Here is a 17,507-nt window from a genome sequence, read left to right as displayed (position 1 = left end):
CACCCCGGCCGACCCCCCGCCCGGCGACCGGCCGCTGCTCGACCGCTGGCTGCTCAGCGAGCTCAACGCGCTGGTGGACACGGTCACCAAGGCCATGGAGAACTTCGACACCCAGCGCACGGGCAAGCTGATCTCCACCTTCGTCGACGACCTGTCCAACTGGTACGTCCGCCGCTCGCGCCGCCGCTTCTGGCAGGGCGACCCGGCGGCGCTGCGCACCCTGCACGAGGTGCTGGAGACCGTGACCCGGCTGATGGCCCCGCTGGTCCCGTTCGTCACCGAACGCGTCTGGCAGGACCTGGTCGTTCCCGTCACCCCCGGCGCGCCCGACTCGGTGCACCTGTCCTCGTGGCCCGAGGCCGACCCGACGAGGGTCGACACCGACCTGTCGCGGGACATGCTGCTGGCGCGAAGGCTGGTGGAGCTCGGCCGGGCGACGCGGGCCGAGTCCGGCGTCAAGACCCGCCAGCCGCTCTCCCGCGCGCTGGTCGCCGCCCAGGGCTTCGAGCTGCTGAGCGAGGAGCTGCGCGCGCAGATCGCCGAGGAGCTGAACGTGGCGTCCCTGGCCACGCTCTCCGAGATGGGCGACTCGCTGGTGGACACCTCGGCCAAGGCCAACTTCCGCGCGCTGGGCCGCCGTTTCGGCAAGGGAACGCAGCAGGTCGCCCGCGCCATCGCCGAGGCCGACGCGGCGGAGCTGTCCGCCGCGCTGCGCGCGGGCGGCGCCGTGGTCGAGGTGGACGGCGAGCAGGTGCGGCTGGCGCCCGAGGAGGTCGTCGTCACGGAGACCCCGCGCGAGGGCTGGTCGGTGGCGTCCGACGCCGGCGCCACGGTGGCGCTCGACCTGGAGATCACGCCGGAGCTGCGCCGGGCGGGCCTGGCGCGCGACGTGATCCGCCTGATCCAGGACGCCCGCAAGAACAGCGGCCTGGATGTCGCCGACCGGATCGCGGTCCGGTGGCGGGCGACGGACGAGGAGATGGCCCGGGCCCTGGCCGAACACCGGGACCTCGTCTCCGCCGAGGTGCTGGCCACCGACTTCGCCGAGGGGCCGGGCGAGGACGGCTTCGGGGAGACGTTCGGCGAGGGGGCGCTCGGCGTGACCTTCCGCCTGCGCCGCGTCTGAGGAACAACGGGCCGGGGCCCGGACCTTCACGGTCCGGGCCCCGGCCCCGATATGCCTCGCGCGCCGTCAGCCGGCGCGGCAGCGCCTCAGTTGTCGTCCTCGTCGATGAGGAAGCCCCGCATCGGCGACGGCGCCTGCTGCATCGGCTGCGGGCTCTGCGGCCGCACCGGCGCCATCGGCTGCGTCATCGCGGGCGACATCTGCTGCTGGCCGCCGTAGGAGGGCGGGCCGCCGTGGCCGCCGTGACCACCATGACCGCCGTGGCCACCGTGACCGCCCATCTGCTGGTTCCCGCCGAGGGACTGGTGACCGCCCATGCCTCCGCCGGGCCCGGCCGGGGCGCCGGCCGAGGCCAGCGACGGCTGCGGGGACGGCGGCAGGGAGGGAGCTGCCGGGGAGCGCGGCGGCGCGAGCGAGTCGTCGGACTGGCTCTCCAACTGCCGGAGCTGGCTCTCCAGGTACGACTTCAGGCGGGTGCGGTACTCGCGCTCGAAGCCGCGCAGGTCCTCGACCTTGCGCTCCAGCGTGGCGCGGGCGGACTCGAGGGAGCCCATCGCGACGCGGTGCTTCTCCTGCGCGTCCCGCTCCAGCGCGTCGGCCTTGGCGCGTGCGTCGCGCTCCAGGCCCTCCGCGCGGCTGCGCGCCTCGCCGACGATCTTGTTCGCCTCGGAACGGGCCTCCGCGATCGCCTGGTCGGCGGTCTGCTGCGCCAGCGACAGCACGCGGGCAGCGCTCTCGTTGCCCCCGCCCTGCTGCGGCATCTGCGGGCCGCCCATGCCGGGGCCGCCGAGTCCGGGCGGGCCGCCCATGCCCTGGCCGCCCATGCCTTGACCAGCCATGCCGGGGCCGCCCATACCCTGGCCGCCCATGCTTTGACCACCCATGCCGGGGCCGCCCATGCCTTGACCACCCATACCCTGGCCACCCATGCCGCCGCCAGGGATGCCCTGACCGCCGTGGGTGCCCATCGGCACGGGGGCATGCCCCTGAGGACCGCCGGGGCCACCAGGTCCGCCGGGGCCACCGGGACCCATGGGTCCGCCGGGGCCGCCGTGGCCCATCGGGCCCGGACCTCCGGGGTGCCCCTGGGGACCACCGGGGCCCGCGGGCAGTTGCGGCGGGCCGCCCATCGGCTGCTGCTGCTGGGGACCCGGTCCCGATATGGCCGACATGGGACCGCCCGGCCGATCCTGCGGGTCGGGCTTCCGCATGTTCTGCTGGTTCTGTGCGGCGGCCCGGGTCGCCGCGGCCAACTTGGCCCGCAGGTCCTCGTTCTCCCTGAGCAGCCGGGTCAGCTCCGCCTCGACCTCGTCGAGGAAGGCATCGACCTCGTCCTCGTCATAGCCTTCTCGCAGACGGACGGTCGTGAACTGCTTGTTCCTCACGTCCTCGGGGGTCAGCGGCATCTCTTCACCTCAACGTAATTCGTCGGCATATCGGCAAGACCGTACTCGTTCACAGCCTGGCCACGACGCTGATCAGGATGTAGACGATGATCATGAGTACGAAGAAGGACAGATCAAGCGCCACACCCCCGAAACGCAGCGGGGGGATGACCCTCCGGAGCGCCTTCAGTGGCGGGTCGGTGACAGTGTAGGTGGCTTCCAAGGCCACGACCATCGCCTTGCCGGGGCTCCACGAGCGGGCGAACATGAACACGTAGTCCATCACCAACCGGAAGAGCAGCAAGCCCAGCAAGCAGTACAAGGCAATCAGGACCACCTGTTGAACGATGCCCATCCTGCCTGTCCCTCTCCCCTTGTCTCATGTCCCGGCCGGGCGGCCGGAACAGCGTCTTCAGGTGTCCTGTCGTCAGCTCTGGTTGAAGAACCCGCCCTCCGCGATACGGGCCTTGTCCTCCGCCGTTACATCGACGTTAGCAGGCGACAGCAGGAACACCTTCTGCGTCACCCGCTCGATGCTGCCATGGAGACCGAAGACCAGACCAGCGGCAAAGTCGACAAGTCGCTTTGCATCTGTGTCGTCCATCTCCGTGAGGTTCATGATCACCGGGGTCCCCTCGCGGAAGTGTTCCCCGATGGTACGGGCCTCGTTGTACGTCCTCGGGTGGAGCGTGGTGATCCTGTACGGCTCCCGCTCTGACACGACCTTGGGCATGATCACCGGCGCGCTCTTCTCCAGGTTCTGACGGTCGGATGTGATGGAAGACACGGGAGCGATCCTCCCGGGCCGTCTGCTTTCGGCCAGGATGGGCGCGGGCGTTGGCTCGCTCTCCCGCTGGGCCGGAGGGTGCACGACCCGCACCGGCTCCTCGGCCCGCTCCCGTGGGGGAGGCTCGTGCGCCGGCTGGCGCCGCCCCCGCTCGGGCTCCGGCTCCGGCTCGAACTCGTCATCAGGGCCGTACCCCGGGCGGTCGTAGCCGTCGTCCTCCACGAGGCCGAGGTAGACCGCCATCTTGCGCATCGCGCCAGCCATCGACTGCGTCCTCCGCTCCCTGGTGGATCGGCTCCGATCTGCCCCGGGCCGCGGATCCACGTAATCTGCCCCACTGAGGTGGGATTGACCATATTTTCGACTGTGGGCCCTCGCCTGGCGACGTTACCCGAGGGCGGGGCGGACTCCGAGCACCGCGCTGCCCACGCGTACGTGTGTCGCCCCCGCGGTGACCGCCTCCTCCAAGTCGGCACTCATACCTGCCGAGACCATGTTCGCAGCAGGATCGTCGCCGCGCAGGCTCCTTGAGATTTCCTTCAATCGCGCGAAAGCCGCACCGGGTGAACCCGCGTACGCCCCCGCCAGCGGCGCGACCGTCATCAGCCCGGCCAGACGGAGCCCGGGAGCGGCCCGCACGGCCGCGGCCAACTCGGCCACCCCGTCCGGCGCGACGCCTCCCCGGCCGGCGCCGAGGCCCGACTCCTTCTCCAACGCGACCTGAAGCAGGCAGTGAAGGGGCGCGCGCCCGGCGCTCACCACCGCCGCGGAGAGCGCGGTGACCAGCCTCGCGCGGTCGATCGCATGCACATAGTCGGCGTACGAGACCACGGAACGCGCCTTGTTCGTCTGCAATTGCCCCACGAAGTGCCATACAAGGGGAAGGTCCGCACAGGCGGCGGCCTTGGCCGCCGCCTCCTGGTCCCGGTTCTCGGCGACCTGCCGGACGCCCAGCTCGGCCAGGGTCCGCACGTCCTGGGCCGGATACGTCTTGGTGACCACGATCAGCGTCACCTCGTCCCGCGCGCGCCCCGCCGCGTCACAGGCGCGGGCGATGCGCTCCTCCACCCGGGCGAGCCCGGCGGCCAGTTCGGCCCTGCGCTCCCCCGCGCTCACGAGGCGGCCAGCCACACGTAGCTCGCCTGCCTGCCGGTGGTGGCGTCGCGGCGGTAGGAGAAGTGGCCCCGGGACTCCCGCGTGCAGACCGGCGAGAGCGCCACGTCCTCGATGCCCTCCGCCGCCAGTTGCTCCCGCACCCCGGCCGGGATGTCGATGGCGGGGGTCCCCCAGCGCGTGGTGGCCTCGCAGCCGGGGACCTGGCCGGCGGCCTCCGCCCGCATGGACTCCGGCACTTCGTAGCATTCCCCGCAGATCGCCGGCCCGGTACGGGCGGCGATCCGGCCCGGCTCGGCGCCCAGTTCGCGCATGGCCGCGACGGTCGCGGGGACCACCCCGGCCAGCAGCCCCGGGCGCCCGGCGTGCGCCGCGCCCACGACCCCGGCGACGGGATCCGCGAGCAGCACCGGCGTGCAGTCGGCGGTGATCACCGCCAGCGCGAGCCCCCGGCGCGCGGTGACCACGCCGTCCGCCTCCGGGGCGACACCGTCGGGCCACGGGTCCGCGGCCACCACGACCCGCCTGCCGTGCACCTGGTTGATCCACCGGACCCCGGTCGGCACGAGTCCGAGCGCCTTGGCGGCGAGCTCCCGGTTCGCGTATACGGACGCGGGCACGTCCCCGACGGCGCCGCCGAGATTGAGGCTCTCGTACGGAGCGGCGCTCACCCCGCCCCACCGGTCGGTAAAGGCGAAGCGGGCGCCGCTTCTCGTGGACTGCCGCTCTATCACTGTCACGTGGGACTGATCGTCTTACTTCAGGAAGTCGGGCACGTCGAGCTCCTCGACCTGCCCGCCGTCGTAGGGCCGGGCCGAGGGAACCTGCGGCGTGCCCCTGGAGGGGTCGCGGTCCTGGCCGACCGGCTCGGCCGGTGCGGAGTCGCGGCCGTCGAGGACCGAGGGCTCGCGCGGGGGCAGGGTCCCGAGCCCGCCGAACGAGGGGCGGTCGGCCTCCGGCTCGGGGGCCGAGCGGTCGGCGGCCGGCGCCGGCTCGTCCTTGACGCCGTACGCGCCGAGCGCCTTGTCGCGGCTGCGGGACGGCGGCTGGCCGCCGTCGAAACCGGCGGCGATCACGGTGACCCGCACCTCGTCGCCGAGGGCGTCGTCGATGACCGCGCCGAAGATGATGTTCGCCTCGGGGTGCGCCGCCTCGCTGACGAGCTGGGCCGCCTCGTTGATCTCGAAGAGGCCGAGGTCGGAGCCGCCGGAGATCGACAGCAGCACGCCCCGGGCGCCGTCGATGGACGCCTCCAGCAGCGGGGAGGAGATGGCCATCTCGGCCGCGGCCACCGCGCGGTCGTCGCCGCGGGCCGAGCCGATGCCCATCAGGGCCGAGCCGGCCTCGGACATCACGGACTTGACGTCGGCGAAGTCGAGGTTGATCAGGCCGGGGGTGGTGATGAGGTCGGTGATGCCCTGGACGCCGGAGAGGAGCACCTGGTCCGCGGACTTGAACGCGTCCAGCACGCTGACCTGGCGGTCCGAGATGGACAGCAGCCGGTCGTTCGGGATGACGATCAGCGTGTCGACCTCGTCGCGCAGCTGCGCGATGCCGTCCTCCGCCTGGTTCGCCCTGCGGCGTCCCTCGAAGGTGAACGGGCGGGTGACCACGCCGATGGTCAACGCGCCCAGGGAGCGCGCGATGTTCGCCACGACCGGTGCGCCGCCGGTGCCGGTGCCGCCGCCCTCGCCCGCGGTGACAAAGACCATGTCCGCCCCCTTGAGGACCTCCTCGATCTCCTCGCGGTGGTCCTCGGCAGCCTTGCGACCGACGTCGGGGTTGGCGCCCGCGCCGAGCCCGCGGGTGAGCTCGCGGCCGACGTCCAGCTTGACGTCGGCGTCGCTCATCAGCAGCGCCTGTGCATCGGTGTTGATCGCGATGAACTCGACGCCCTTGAGCCCGACCTCGATCATCCGGTTGATGGCGTTGACACCACCGCCGCCGATACCGACGACCTTGATGACTGCGAGGTAGTTCTGCGGTGCTGCCACGTCGAAGGCCTCTCGCCTCGATTTACGTGTCGCCGCTCCGCGTGTGCCGCAGCGCGTCGACTGATGCCGATGGGACGGGTGGATAAGCCGCCCCGAACCCTAACGCTCAAGTTTAGGGTTACCTGTGCCTGTCGTTCCTTGGATTCCTCGGAACGGACACTAAGTCGACAAGTGGTACGCGTTCAACGAACACGCCGAACCTCCTGTTTTTCTTTTCACCCTATGTGATCGAAGCACCTGCCGCCGCACGGGGGGTCAACCTCCGGACACGGCAGGGGCACTGGGCGCGCTGACGTCGAAGTGCCGCGCGCCGTCGGCCGCATTCATGACCGCCACCAGCGCGTCCGCCTTGGCGGCCGAGTCCTCCGCGCTCCCCCAGCGGACCACGCGGTCCCCCGACAACTCAAGGGTGATGGAGTCGTAGGACGTGACGCGAACCATGCGGGTGTCCCCGCGAACCCCCTCCGGCAGGGCCGCCACCACGGAGACCGCGGCCCGGCGAATGCGGTCCTCGCCGAACCGGCGCAGGCTCGGGCTGTCCGTCAGTTCCAGTTCGAGCAGGGGCACCCCGGGCTCCGCCTCCTCGCGCTCGCCGAAGAGGACCCCCTCGCGGTCGACCTCCGTATAGCCACCGCCGCCGGGGACGAGCGCCAGGGCCCTGCGCTCCGTGACCTTCAGGGAGACGCCGTGCGGCCAGCCGCGGACCACGTCGACCGATTCCAGGCGCGGAAGTTCCGCCAGGAGACGGTCGCTCACCGCGCCTTTGTCCAGGGAGGCCATCGGGGAGCCGAGCGCGACGCCGGCGGCGCCGAGGACCTGCTCCTCCGTCAGCACCCGCGGCCCCTCCTGCCAGCGGACCGAGACCCGCTCGACGCGCAGCCAGTCCGAGCCGTACAGCGCCCAGGCGCCGAAGCCGCCGAGGGCGACGGCGAGGACGAGCAGCGCGGCCAGCAGCCTGGGCCGCCCGAACCAGCGCCGCCGCCCCGCGGTCGGGCGTCGGCCGGAGTCCGACTGGCGGCGATCCTCGCCGCGTTCCGCTGTCGTCGCTCCGGCCACGCTCTCGTCAACTCCCCTGCCGCGCGGGCCTACGCCCGGCGCGCGGCGATCGCTTCGTACACCATGCCGACCAGCAGCTCGTCGGCGTCCCTGCGGCCGAATTCGGCGGCGGCCCTCGACATGGCCAGCAGCCGCCCCGGGTCGGTCAGCACCGGCAGCACGGTGCCCCTGACCCACTCCGGCGTCAGCTCGGCGTCGTCGATCAGCAGACCGCCGCCCGCCTTCACCACCGGCTGGGCGTTGAGCCGCTGTTCGCCGTTGCCGACGGGCAGCGGGACATAGGCGGCCGGCAGCCCGACGGCGGACAGTTCGGCGACGGTCATCGCGCCCGCCCGGCAGAGCATCATGTCGGCCGCGGCGTACGCGAGGTCCATGCGGTCCACATACCCTAGCGGGACATAAGGCGGCATCCCGGGCATGGTGTCCACCTGCGGCAGTTCGTTCTTCGGCCCGACCGCGTGCAACACCTGGACGCCCGAGCGCTGGAGGGCGGGCACCACGGTGGCGATGACCTCGTTCAGCCTGCGGGCGCCCTGCGAGCCGCCGGAGACCAGCAGCGTGGGCAGGTTGGCGTCCAGGCCGAAGAAGGCGCGGGCCTCGTGCCGCAGGGCGGAGCGGTCGAGCGTGGCGATGGAACGCCGCAGGGGAATGCCGACGTACCGGGCGTGCCGCAGCTTGCTGTCGGGGGTGGAGACGGCGACGAAACGCGTGTAGCGGGCGCCGATCCGATTGGCGAGACCCGGGCGGGCGTTGGCCTCGTGCACCACGATCGGCACCCGCTGCCGCTTGGCGGCGAGGTAGCCGGGCAGCGCCACGTAGCCGCCGAAGCCGATCACGCAGTCGGCCTTGGTGCGTTCGATGATCTCCTCCGCCGCCTTGATCGTGCCGCGCAGCCGGCCGGGGACCGTGATCAGCTCGGGGGTGGGTTTGCGCGGCAGCGGCACGGCCGGGATCAGCCCGAGCTCGTAGCCGCGCTCGGGCACCAGCCGGGTCTCCAGGCCGCGTTCCGTGCCCAGGGCGGTGATGCCCACGGTCGGATCCTGCCTGCGCAGGGCGTCGGCGAGGGCGAGCGCCGGCTCGATGTGGCCGGCGGTCCCTCCGCCGGCGAGGACAACATGCACCGAATTTCACCGCTCTCCGGACGGCGCCGTCTTGGTGCGCCGTCTCATCGTCTTCCACTTGAGCCGAGGTCCCCGCATGGCCAGGGATGCCCTGGCCGCCGGCTCGCCGCGCGCGAAGGCGATCAGCAGGCCGATGGCGAACATGGTGGGCAGCAGGGCGGAGCCCCCGTAGGAGAACAGCGGCAGGGGCACCCCGGCGATGGGCAGGAGGCCCAGCACCGCACCGATGTTGATCACGGTCTGGACCATCAGCCAGGCCGTCACCCCTCCCGCGGCATACCTCACGAAGGGGTCCTCCGTGCGTCCGGCCACGCGGATACCCGCATAGCCTAGAGCCGCGAAGAGGCCAAGGACGGACAGCGTCCCCGCGAGACCCAGCTCCTCCCCGGTGATGGCGAAGATGAAGTCGGTGTGGGGCTCGGGGAGTTCACCCCATTTCTCCGCACTCGCGCCGAGTCCCGAACCGAACCACCCGCCCGAGGCCAGGGCGTAGATGCCGTGGACGGCCTGCCAGCAGCGGTCGCCCTCGCCGGGGTCGGTGGCGCCCAGGCAGGCCAGGCGGTCCATGCGGTGCGGGCTGGTGGCGATGAACAGGGCGCCGAGCGCCGCGGTGACGCCCAGCACGCCGATGAAGAGCCGGGTCGGGGCGCCGGCCAGCCAGAGCAGGGCGAAGAGGATGGCGGTGAGGATCACCACGGTGCCCATGTCGCCGCCGACCATGACGAGGCCGCACACCAGCAGCGCGCCGGGGACCAGGGGGACGAGCAGGTGGCGCCACTGGGTCAGCAGCCGCTTGTCGCCCTTGCGCGCGAGCAGGTCGCCGCCCCACAGCACCAGCGCCAGCTTGCCGAACTCGCTGGGCTGGATCTGGAACGAGCCGCCCACCGCGATCCAGTTGGTGCTGCCGTTGACCTCGACGCCGATGCCGGGGACCTGGACCAGGACGAGCAGGACCACGGAGAAGGCGAGGAAGGGGTAGGTGAGGGCGCGCAGCAGCCGGACGGGCACGCGGGAGGCGACGAAGAGCAGCACGGTGCCGAGCACGGCCGCGAGAAGCTGCTTCCTGAAGTAGAACGTGGCGGGCAGGTCGTGGCGGAGCGCCTGGATCTGGGAGGCGGAGAAGACCATGACGAGGCCGAGCAGGGTGATGAGCAGCCCGGTGCCCAGCACCACGTAGTACGCCGTCAGCGGCCGGTCCCAGGCGCGCCGCAGGCGTGCGATGAAACGGGGGGCGCGCGGCCGTCTGGGGCGCGGGCGCTTGCGCGGGGCGTACAGGACGGGCCCGCCCCGGGGGGCGCGCGGGCGCGAGGGGCGTTCGCGCTGTGCGCCGCGCAGGGCGGGAAGGCCGGCGGCGGAGGGTGCGGGGTGGTCAGCCGTCATGGTGGGCCCCTCCTTCGGCCCGCGCCGGCGCGTCCGCGGGCTACTGCTCGGTGTGGGCCGGGCCGTCGGCCAGGCCGTGCACGGCGGCGGCGAAGGCGTCGCCCCGCTCGTTGTAATTGGTGAACATATCCATCGAGGCACAGGCCGGGGCCATCAGGATCGTGTCTCCGGGGTGGGCCAGCCGGGTCGCCTCGGTGACGGCCGCCGCCATCGCCCCAGTGTCCGTCCGTTCGAGGTCCACGACCGGCACATCCGGGGCGTGTCGCGCCAGCGCCTCGGCGATGAGATGCCGGTCCGCGCCGATGAGCACGGCGCCGCGGAGCCGCGCGGCGGCGCCGCGCACCAGGTCGTCGAAGGTCGCGCCCTTGGCGAGACCTCCGGCGATCCACACGATCGACGGGTAGGCGGCCAGGGACGCCTCGGTGGCATGGGTGTTGGTGGCCTTGGAGTCGTCCACATACGCCACGCCCGCCACGTCCGCGACGTGCTCGATGCGGTGGGGGTCGGGGCTGAAGCCCCGCAGCCCGTCGCGCACGGCGCCCGGGGGGACGCCGTAGGCGCGGGCCAGGGCGGCGGCGGCCAGGGCGTTGGCGATGTTGTGCGGGGCCGGCGGGTTCACGTCGGCGACCGTCGCCAGCTCCTGGGCCCGGCTGCGCCGGTCGGCGACGAAGGCGCGGTCGGCCAGGACGCCGTCCACGACACCCAGTTCCGACAGTCCCGGCGGTCCGAGGGTGAACCCGATGGCGCGGCAGCCCTCGGCGACATCGGCCCGGGTGACCAGCTGCTCGGTGGCCTGGTCGGCGGCGTTGTAGACGCAGGCGACCCGGTTGCCCTCGTAGACGCGGCCCTTGGCGGCGGCGTACGCCTTCATGGAGCCGTGCCAGTCCAGGTGGTCGGGGGCCACGTTGAGCACGGCCCCCGAGTGCGGGCGGACGGAGGGCGCCCAGTGCAGCTGGTAGCTGGAGAGCTCGACGGCCAGCACGTCGTAGGGCGGGTCGGCCAGCACGGCGTCGATGATCGGGGTGCCGATGTTGCCGACCGCGGCCGTGCGCAGGCCCGCCGCCTCCAGGATGGCGGCGAGCATGCGCACGGTGGTGGTCTTGCCGTTGGTGCCGGTGACGGCCAGCCAGGGCGGCCCGGTCTCGCCGCGCAGCCGCCAGGCGATCTCCACGTCGCCGACGACCTCGACGTTGATGGCCGCGGCGGCGGTGAACAGCGGGCTGTCGGGCCGCCAGCCGGGGGAGGTGACGACCAGTTCGGTGTTGCCGTGCAGCGTCTCGCCGCCGCCGAGCACCACCTCGATGCCCTCCCCGGCCAGCTCGGCGGCGCGGGCGCGCTGCCGCTCCCCGTCGCCGCCGTCGACCACGGTGACCCGCGCGCCGAGCCGCGCCAGGGCGCGGGCCGTGCTGATCCCGCTGACGCCGAGTCCGGCGACCGTCACGCGCAGGCCGTCGTAGCCGTTCACCAGTCCGCCACCCAGGTGCCGTAGAAGATGCCGATGCCGACGATCACGCACATGCCCTGGATGATCCAGAAGCGGACCACCACCAGGACCTCGCTCCAGCCCTTGAGCTCGAAGTGGTGCTGGAGTGGCGCCATTTTGAACACGCGCCGCCCGGTGAGGCGGAACGAGCCGACCTGGATGACCACCGACATGGTGATGAGGACGAAGAGGCCGCCGAGGACGGCCATGAGCAGTTCGGTGCGGGAGACGATGGCCAGGCCCGCGAGCGCGCCGCCCAGGGCCAGGGAGCCGGTGTCGCCCATGAAGATCTTGGCGGGTGATGTGTTCCACCACAGGAAGCCGAAGAGGGCCCCCATCAGCGCGGCGGCGACGACCGCGCCGTCGAGCGGGTCGCGCACCTCGTAGCAGGAGGCGCCCGCGGTGAGGGTCTCCGCGCAGGTCTGGCCGTACTGCCAGACGCCGATGAAGACGTAGGCGCCGAAGACCATCACGGAGGCGCCGGTGGCCAGGCCGTCGAGGCCGTCGGTGAGGTTCACGCCGTTGGACATCGCCAGGATCATGAACAGCGCCCAGAGCACGAACAGCACGGGGCCGATGGACCAGGCGAAGTCCTGGGTGAACGACAGGTGCGTCGAGGCCGGGGTGAGCTGGCGGGCGTCGGCGAAGTTCAGCGAGAGGATGGCGAAGGTGACGCCCACGATGAACTGGCCGAGCATCTTGGCGCCGGCCCGCAGGCCGAGGCTGCGCCGCCGGACGATCTTGATGTAGTCGTCGAGGAAGCCGACCAGGCCCATGCCGGCCATCAGGAAGAGCACCAGGAGCCCGGAGATGCTGGGCTGTTCGCCGGTGATGACCTTGGTGACCGAGTAGGCGATCAGCGTGGCCAGGATGAAGGCGATGCCCCCCATGGTCGGGGTGCCCCGCTTGCTGTGGTGGTCGCGGGGGCCGTCGTCCCTGATGAACTGGCCGTATCCCTTGCGGGCGAGCAGCTTGATCAGGAGCGGCGTGCCGATCAGCGTCAGGAGCAGCCCGATGGCGCCGGAGAAGAGGATCTGCCTCATCGGGCGGCGACCTCGCCATCGATGCCATCGACGCCACCGGTGTCGCCGGTGTCGCCGGTGTCGCCCGTCAGCCGGAGGGCGACCTCCTCCAGGCCCACCGCCCTGGACGCCTTCACCAGCACGACATCTCCCGGCCTCAGCTCACCGCGCAGCAGTTCGACCGCCGCCTGAGCGTCGGACACGTGCACCGACTCCTCACCCCACGAACCCTCGTTCTTGGCGCCCATGTCCAGCCAGGCGGCCTCCTGGCCGCCGACGGACACGAGCCTGCTGACGTTCAGCCGGACGACCAGGCGTCCGACCGCGTCGTGCTCGGCCATCGCGTCGTCCCCGAGCTCGGCCATCGCGCCGAGCACCGCCCAGGTGCGGGCCCCCCGCGCCGTGGCGGCGCCGCCCATGGAGACGAGCGCGCGCAGCGCCGCCCTCATCGACTCGGGGTTCGCGTTGTAGGCGTCGTTGACGACGGTCACGCCGTCCGCCCGCTCGGTGACCTCCATCCGCCACCTCGAGAGCGGCCGGGCCTCCGCCAGTGTTTCGGCGATGGCCTCGGCGGACATGCCTACCTCATGCGCAACAGCCGCAGCGGCAAGCGCGTTCGACACATGGTGCTCACCGTACAACCGCAGGGTTACGTCGGCGCACCCGGTGGGGGTTCGGAGCCGGAACGCGGGTCGGCCGTCGGGGGTCAGCCGCACGTCCTCGGCGCGGACCGCGGCGTCCTCGGCCCTGCCGAAGAGCAGCGTGCGGGCCGCGGTGCGGGATGCCATGGCGCGCACCAGCGGGTCGTCCGCGTTGAGCACGGCGACGCCGCCCTCGGCCGCGGGCGGCAGCGCCTCGACCAGTTCGCCCTTGGCCTCGGCGATGGCCTCGCGCGAGCCGAACTCCCCGATGTGCGCCGTCCCCACGTTGAGCACCACGCCGATACGCGGGGGCGTCAGCGAGGTGAGGTAGCGGATGTGGCCGATGCCGCGGGCGCCCATCTCCAGCACGAGGAAGCGGGTGGACTCCCCGGCGCGCAGCGCCGTGAGCGGCAGGCCGATCTCGTTGTTCAGCGAGCCCGGCGGCCACACCGTGGGGGCGGTGCGCTCCAGCAGTTGCGCGATGAGGTCCTTGGTGCTGGTCTTGCCCGCCGAGCCGGTGAGGGCGACGAGGGTGGCGCCGAGGTCCTGGACGGTGTGGCGGGCGAGCGCTCCGAGCGCCGCGGTGACGTCGTCGACGAGGACCGCGGGCACGCCGACGGGACGCGTGGCGAGCACCACCGCCGCGCCGGCGGCGACGGCGGCGGCGGCGAAGTCGTGGCCGTCGACGCGTTCGCCCGGCAGCGCGGCGAAGAGAGAGCCGGGCTCGGCCAGCCTGGAGTCGATGACCACGGGCCCGGTGACGCGGGGTGGTGACTCCGGTATGTCATGCGGTTCTCCCCGCACGACCGTGATGAGCTCAGCAACGGAAAGGGGGATCACTGCAACGGGCCTCGCCTGGCATCGGAGTGTCGGTGTGCTTGTGAGCCGCGCTCGATGGCAGCGCGCAGCTCCTCACGGTCGTCGAAGGGCCGGATGACTCCGGCGATGTCCTGACCCTGCTCGTGTCCCTTGCCCGCCACCACGACGGTGTCGCCCGGCTCGGCGCGGGCGACGGCCGCGGCGATGGCGGCCGCGCGGTCCTCCTCGACGAGCACGGTGGCGCGTTCGTGGGCGGGGACCTCGGCGGCGCCGGTGAGCATGGCGGCCAGGATGGCGAGCGGGTCCTCGGAGCGCGGGTTGTCCGAGGTGAGCACGGCGGTGTCGGCCAGCCGGGCCAGGGCGGCGCCCATGCGCGGGCGCTTGTGGGGGTCGCGGTCGCCGCCGCAGCCGAGCACGGCGTGCAGGCGTCCGCGGGTGACCTTGCGGAGGGCGTAGAGCACGGCCTCCACGGCGTCGGGCTTGTGCGCGTAGTCCACGACGGCGAGATACGGCTGTCCCGCGTCCACGCGCTCCAGGCGGCCGGGGACGCCGGGCACGGCGGCGACGCCGTCGGCCGCGGTCCCCGGGTCGACGCCCGCCACGGCGAGGGCGGCGACGGCGGCGAGGGTGTTGGCCACGTTGAACGGGCCCGGCAGCGGGGCGGAGGCGCGCACGGTGACGCCCTCGGGACCCAGGGCGGTGAAGGTGGAGCCCAGCGGGCCGAGCTCGATGTCGGCGGCGCGCCAGTCGGCGTCCGGGTGGCCCTCGGCGGAGAAGGTGGTGACCGGGACGGTGGCCTCGCGCACCAGCCTGCGGCCGTACTCGTCGTCCAGGTTGACCACCCCGGCCCTGGCGCGCTCCCGCGTGAACAGGCGCGCCTTGGTCTGGAAGTAGTCCTCCATGTCCGGGTGGAAGTCCAGGTGTTCGGCGCTGAGGTTGGTGAAGACGGCGATGTCGAAGACGCAGCCGTCGACGCGGCCGAGCGCCAGGGCGTGGCTGGAGACCTCCATGGCGACGGAGCGCGCGCCGCGTTCGCGCATCACGGCGAAGAGGGCCTGGAGCTCGGTGGCCTCGGGGGTGGTGCGCTCGGACTTGACGCGTTCGCCGCCGATGCGGGTCTCGACGGTGCCGATGAGCCCGGTCTCCTCGCCCTCCTTGGCGGCGTGGCGCAGGCCGCCCTCCACCAGGTAGGCGGTGGTGGTCTTGCCCGAGGTGCCGGTGATGCCGATCTGGAGGAGGTCGCGGCCCGGCTCGTCGTAGATCGCGGCGGCCAGGGCGCCCAGGCGGGCGCGGGGGTCGGCCAGGGCCAGGACGGGCAGCCCGGTGGCGGCGGCGCGCTCGGCGCCGGCCAGGTCGGTGAGGACGGCGACGGCGCCGAGGTCGGCGGCCTGGGCGACGAAGTCGGCGCCGTGGAAGCGGGCGCCGGGCAGGGCGGCGTAGATGTCGCCCGGCTGGACGGCGCGGGAGTCGTGGGTGATCCCGGTGACCGGGCGCCCTGCGCCGGGGTCCTCGGTCTCCAGCAGCGCGGCCAGCTCCGCCAGGGGAACGGGCCTCACGTGCCGGGGGCGGCGCGCCGGGCGGGAGTGATCAGCGTGTGGCACGGCCGTGAGCGTACCGGGCTGGGGCGGGGTGGAGCGAAACGAGGTTGACCCGTCGGTGATGGTTCTCACGTGCCTGTGCTCCGCTCATGTCGTCTCTTGTCGTCCGGGGTCGTCGTGCGGGGGGATGGTCACTCGTCGGGGTCGAAGGCGACCGGGAGGCCGGAGAACTCCTCGCCGGTCGGCGGCACCTCGAGAGCGGCCAGGGAGAACCGCATGACCTCGTTGAAGATGGGCCCGCAGACCTCGCTGCCGGTGTAGGGGCCGTCGGTGGGGTTCTGGACGACGCAGTAGACGGTGACGCGGGGATCGTCGGCGGGGGCGAAGCCGGCGAACGACGAGGTGTAGCCGTCGTAGACGCCGGTGTCCGGGTCCACCCGGTTGGCGGTTCCGGTCTTGCCCGCGACGCGGTAGCCGGGGATGCGGGCCGCGGCGCCCGTCCCCTCGGGGCTGGCGACCACGGTCTCCAGCATGCGGGTCAGCTCGGTTGCGGTGTCCTCGCTCACGACGCGGTCGCGCCGGGGCTCGGGCGCCGGCGTGTAGCGGCCGTCGGGACCGGTGGTGCCGCGGACCAGGGAGGGGGTGACGCGTTCACCGCCGTTGGCCACGGTCGAGTAGACGGAGGCGGCCTGGACGGCGTTGACCGACAGTCCCTGGCCGAACGGGATCGTGTACTGCTGGGAGGCGTCCCAGTCCTCGGGTTCGGCGAGGATGCCGGCGGTCTCGCCGGGGAAGCCCAGCCCGGTGGGCTGCCCGAAGCCGAAGGCGCGCAAGTAGGAGTGGAGGACCTCGTTGGCCTCCGGCTGGGTCTCGCCCAGCTCCTCGGCGGCCAGGATGGTGCCGATGTTGCTGGAGTGGGCCAGGACGCCGGCGAGGGTGAGGTAGAGGGTCTCGTGTTCCTCGTGGTCGGCGAAGCTGCGGTCGGCGCGGGGCAGCCGGTTGGGCACGGTGACATGGGTGTCGCTGGTGGCGGCCTCCTCCTCCAGGACGGCGGCCATGGTGATGACCTTGCTGGTGGAGCCGAGCTCGAACGCGTCCTCCAGGGCCGGGTTGCCCAGCCCGTCCGCGTCGGCGGAGGCCATGTCGTTGGGGTCGTACCCGGGGGCGCTGGCCAGTGCGAGGAGTTCGCCGCTGACGGTGTCCTGGACGACGACATAGCCGCTGTCCGCGGCCGACTCCTCGACCTGGGCGGCGATGGCGTTCTGCGCGGCCCACTGGATGTCCCGGTCGAGGGTGAGCTCGACGTCGGTGCCGGGGAGCGCGGGGTTCTCGGTCTCCTCGGCCGTGGGGATGCGCCGGCCGCCGGACTGCGCGTAGGTGATGTCGCCGTCCTCGCCCGCCAGCCGGCCGTCGAGCTGGGCCTCCAGGCCGCCCGAGCCGACGCCCTCGCTGTTGACGAAGCCGAGGACGGAGGCGGCCAGGTCGTTGTTGGGGTAGACGCGCTTGGAGTTCTCCTCGGCGAAGACGCCGGCGAGCACCTGGTCTCCCGTGCCCTTGGCGGCCTGCTCGCCGAGGTTGTTCCTGAGGTCCTGGATCTGGCGCCAGGTGGCGGGGGACTGCTCGCGGGCCAGGACGGCGTAGCGGTTCTCGTCGTCGTCGAGGAGGTCGGCGAGCTCGGCCTCCTCGCCGCCGAGGATCGGGGCGAGGAGGGCGGCGGCGCGCTCGGGGGCGTCGGGAATGCCGGTCTCCTCCTCGGAGAAGAGCAGCGGGTCGGCGGTGATGTCGTAGGCGTCGACCGTGGTGGCGAGCGCCGCGCCGTCGCGGTCGGTGATGTCGCCGCGCTCGGCGGCCAGCGGCACCGTGACATAGCGGTTGACCGCGGCCTCCTGGGTGTAGGAGGAGGCTCCCACGGCCTGGACCTGGAGCAGCCTGACGGTGAACGCCAGCATGATCAGGGTCAGGGCGAGGCCGATCAGGCGCAGCCGGGGGCGGGGGCTGCCGAGGCGCAACGAGGGGCCCTCGGGGCGGGAACGACGCTGCTG

Annotated in this window: 15 protein-coding genes; 1 reads left to right on the top strand and 14 read right to left on the bottom strand. The window is 72.8% G+C overall.

The genetic code is table 11. The features are described 5' to 3' along the window. Window positions 1-1,126 (top strand): DUF5915 domain-containing protein (locus ADY01_RS18970; protein ID WP_049574675.1); only part of this gene is annotated, 1,126 nt, incomplete at its 5' end. 86 nt (window positions 1,127-1,212) lie between these two features. On the opposite strand, the gene ADY01_RS36345 is transcribed toward ADY01_RS18970, so the two are convergent. The 14 genes from ADY01_RS36345 to ADY01_RS18895 all read right to left on the bottom strand — a co-directional run. After that, on the bottom strand, window positions 1,213-2,532 hold the full coding sequence (locus ADY01_RS36345; protein ID WP_063784276.1) for a DivIVA domain-containing protein: 1,320 nt from the start codon (window positions 2,530-2,532) through the stop codon (window positions 1,213-1,215). Window positions 2,533-2,581: 49 nt separating this feature from the next. Next, window positions 2,582-2,866 carry a YggT family protein gene (locus tag ADY01_RS18955; protein ID WP_049574670.1) on the bottom strand — a complete coding sequence of 95 codons (285 nt, stop codon included), beginning with the start codon at window positions 2,864-2,866 and terminating at the stop codon, window positions 2,582-2,584. A gap of 72 nt (window positions 2,867-2,938) precedes the next feature. Next, window positions 2,939-3,562: a cell division protein SepF gene (locus ADY01_RS18950; protein WP_049574667.1), complete on the bottom strand. Its 624-nt coding sequence runs from the start codon at window positions 3,560-3,562 to the stop codon at window positions 2,939-2,941. Window positions 3,563-3,685: 123 nt separating this feature from the next. Continuing rightward, on the bottom strand, window positions 3,686-4,429 hold the full coding sequence (locus tag ADY01_RS18945; RefSeq protein ID WP_234320305.1) for a YggS family pyridoxal phosphate-dependent enzyme: 744 nt from the start codon (window positions 4,427-4,429) through the stop codon (window positions 3,686-3,688). After that, window positions 4,411-5,145: a peptidoglycan editing factor PgeF gene (pgeF, locus tag ADY01_RS38235; RefSeq protein WP_049574664.1), complete on the bottom strand. Its 735-nt coding sequence runs from the start codon at window positions 5,143-5,145 to the stop codon at window positions 4,411-4,413. The genes ADY01_RS18945 and pgeF overlap by 19 nt, the downstream gene beginning before the upstream one ends. A gap of 21 nt (window positions 5,146-5,166) precedes the next feature. Then, entirely contained in the window at window positions 5,167-6,405 is a 1,239-nt protein-coding gene (ftsZ, locus tag ADY01_RS18935; RefSeq protein WP_049574661.1) for a cell division protein FtsZ, read from the bottom strand. 255 nt (window positions 6,406-6,660) lie between these two features. Next, window positions 6,661-7,461, bottom strand: a complete 801-nt coding sequence (locus ADY01_RS18930) for a cell division protein FtsQ/DivIB (protein ID WP_049574657.1) — start codon at window positions 7,459-7,461, stop codon at window positions 6,661-6,663. A gap of 29 nt (window positions 7,462-7,490) precedes the next feature. Continuing rightward, entirely contained in the window at window positions 7,491-8,582 is a 1,092-nt protein-coding gene (murG, locus tag ADY01_RS18925; RefSeq protein ID WP_049574655.1) for an undecaprenyldiphospho-muramoylpentapeptide beta-N-acetylglucosaminyltransferase, read from the bottom strand. A 6-nt stretch (window positions 8,583-8,588) separates the two neighbouring features. Then, on the bottom strand, window positions 8,589-9,962 hold the full coding sequence (gene ftsW, locus ADY01_RS18920) for a putative lipid II flippase FtsW (protein WP_049574652.1): 1,374 nt from the start codon (window positions 9,960-9,962) through the stop codon (window positions 8,589-8,591). Window positions 9,963-10,002: 40 nt separating this feature from the next. Beyond that, window positions 10,003-11,427 carry a UDP-N-acetylmuramoyl-L-alanine--D-glutamate ligase gene (gene murD / locus ADY01_RS18915; protein ID WP_234320304.1) on the bottom strand — a complete coding sequence of 475 codons (1,425 nt, stop codon included), beginning with the start codon at window positions 11,425-11,427 and terminating at the stop codon, window positions 10,003-10,005. Further along, a complete protein-coding gene (gene mraY, locus ADY01_RS18910; protein ID WP_049574651.1) occupies window positions 11,424-12,488 on the bottom strand; it encodes a phospho-N-acetylmuramoyl-pentapeptide-transferase in 1,065 nt (354 codons plus the stop codon). Before mraY ends, murD begins: the two co-directional genes overlap by 4 nt. Then, the gene (locus ADY01_RS18905; RefSeq protein ID WP_049574648.1) at window positions 12,485-13,948 is read right to left on the bottom strand and encodes a UDP-N-acetylmuramoyl-tripeptide--D-alanyl-D-alanine ligase; all 1,464 of its coding nucleotides are present in this window, start codon (window positions 13,946-13,948) and stop codon (window positions 12,485-12,487) included. The genes mraY and ADY01_RS18905 overlap by 4 nt, the downstream gene beginning before the upstream one ends. After that, on the bottom strand, window positions 13,945-15,597 hold the full coding sequence (locus ADY01_RS18900; protein WP_078900413.1) for a UDP-N-acetylmuramoyl-L-alanyl-D-glutamate--2,6-diaminopimelate ligase: 1,653 nt from the start codon (window positions 15,595-15,597) through the stop codon (window positions 13,945-13,947). The genes ADY01_RS18905 and ADY01_RS18900 overlap by 4 nt, the downstream gene beginning before the upstream one ends. Before the next feature lie 59 nt (window positions 15,598-15,656). Next, a partial coding sequence (locus ADY01_RS18895) for a peptidoglycan D,D-transpeptidase FtsI family protein (RefSeq protein WP_049574679.1) occupies window positions 15,657-17,507 on the bottom strand: 1,851 nt, incomplete at its 5' end.

The organism is Streptomyces sp. SBT349, from assembly GCF_001083795.1.
Taxonomy (GTDB): domain Bacteria; phylum Actinomycetota; class Actinomycetes; order Streptomycetales; family Streptomycetaceae; genus Streptomyces.
Note: the sequence above shows the minus strand (reverse complement) of the source record. Positions and strands in the feature narration are given on the sequence as shown.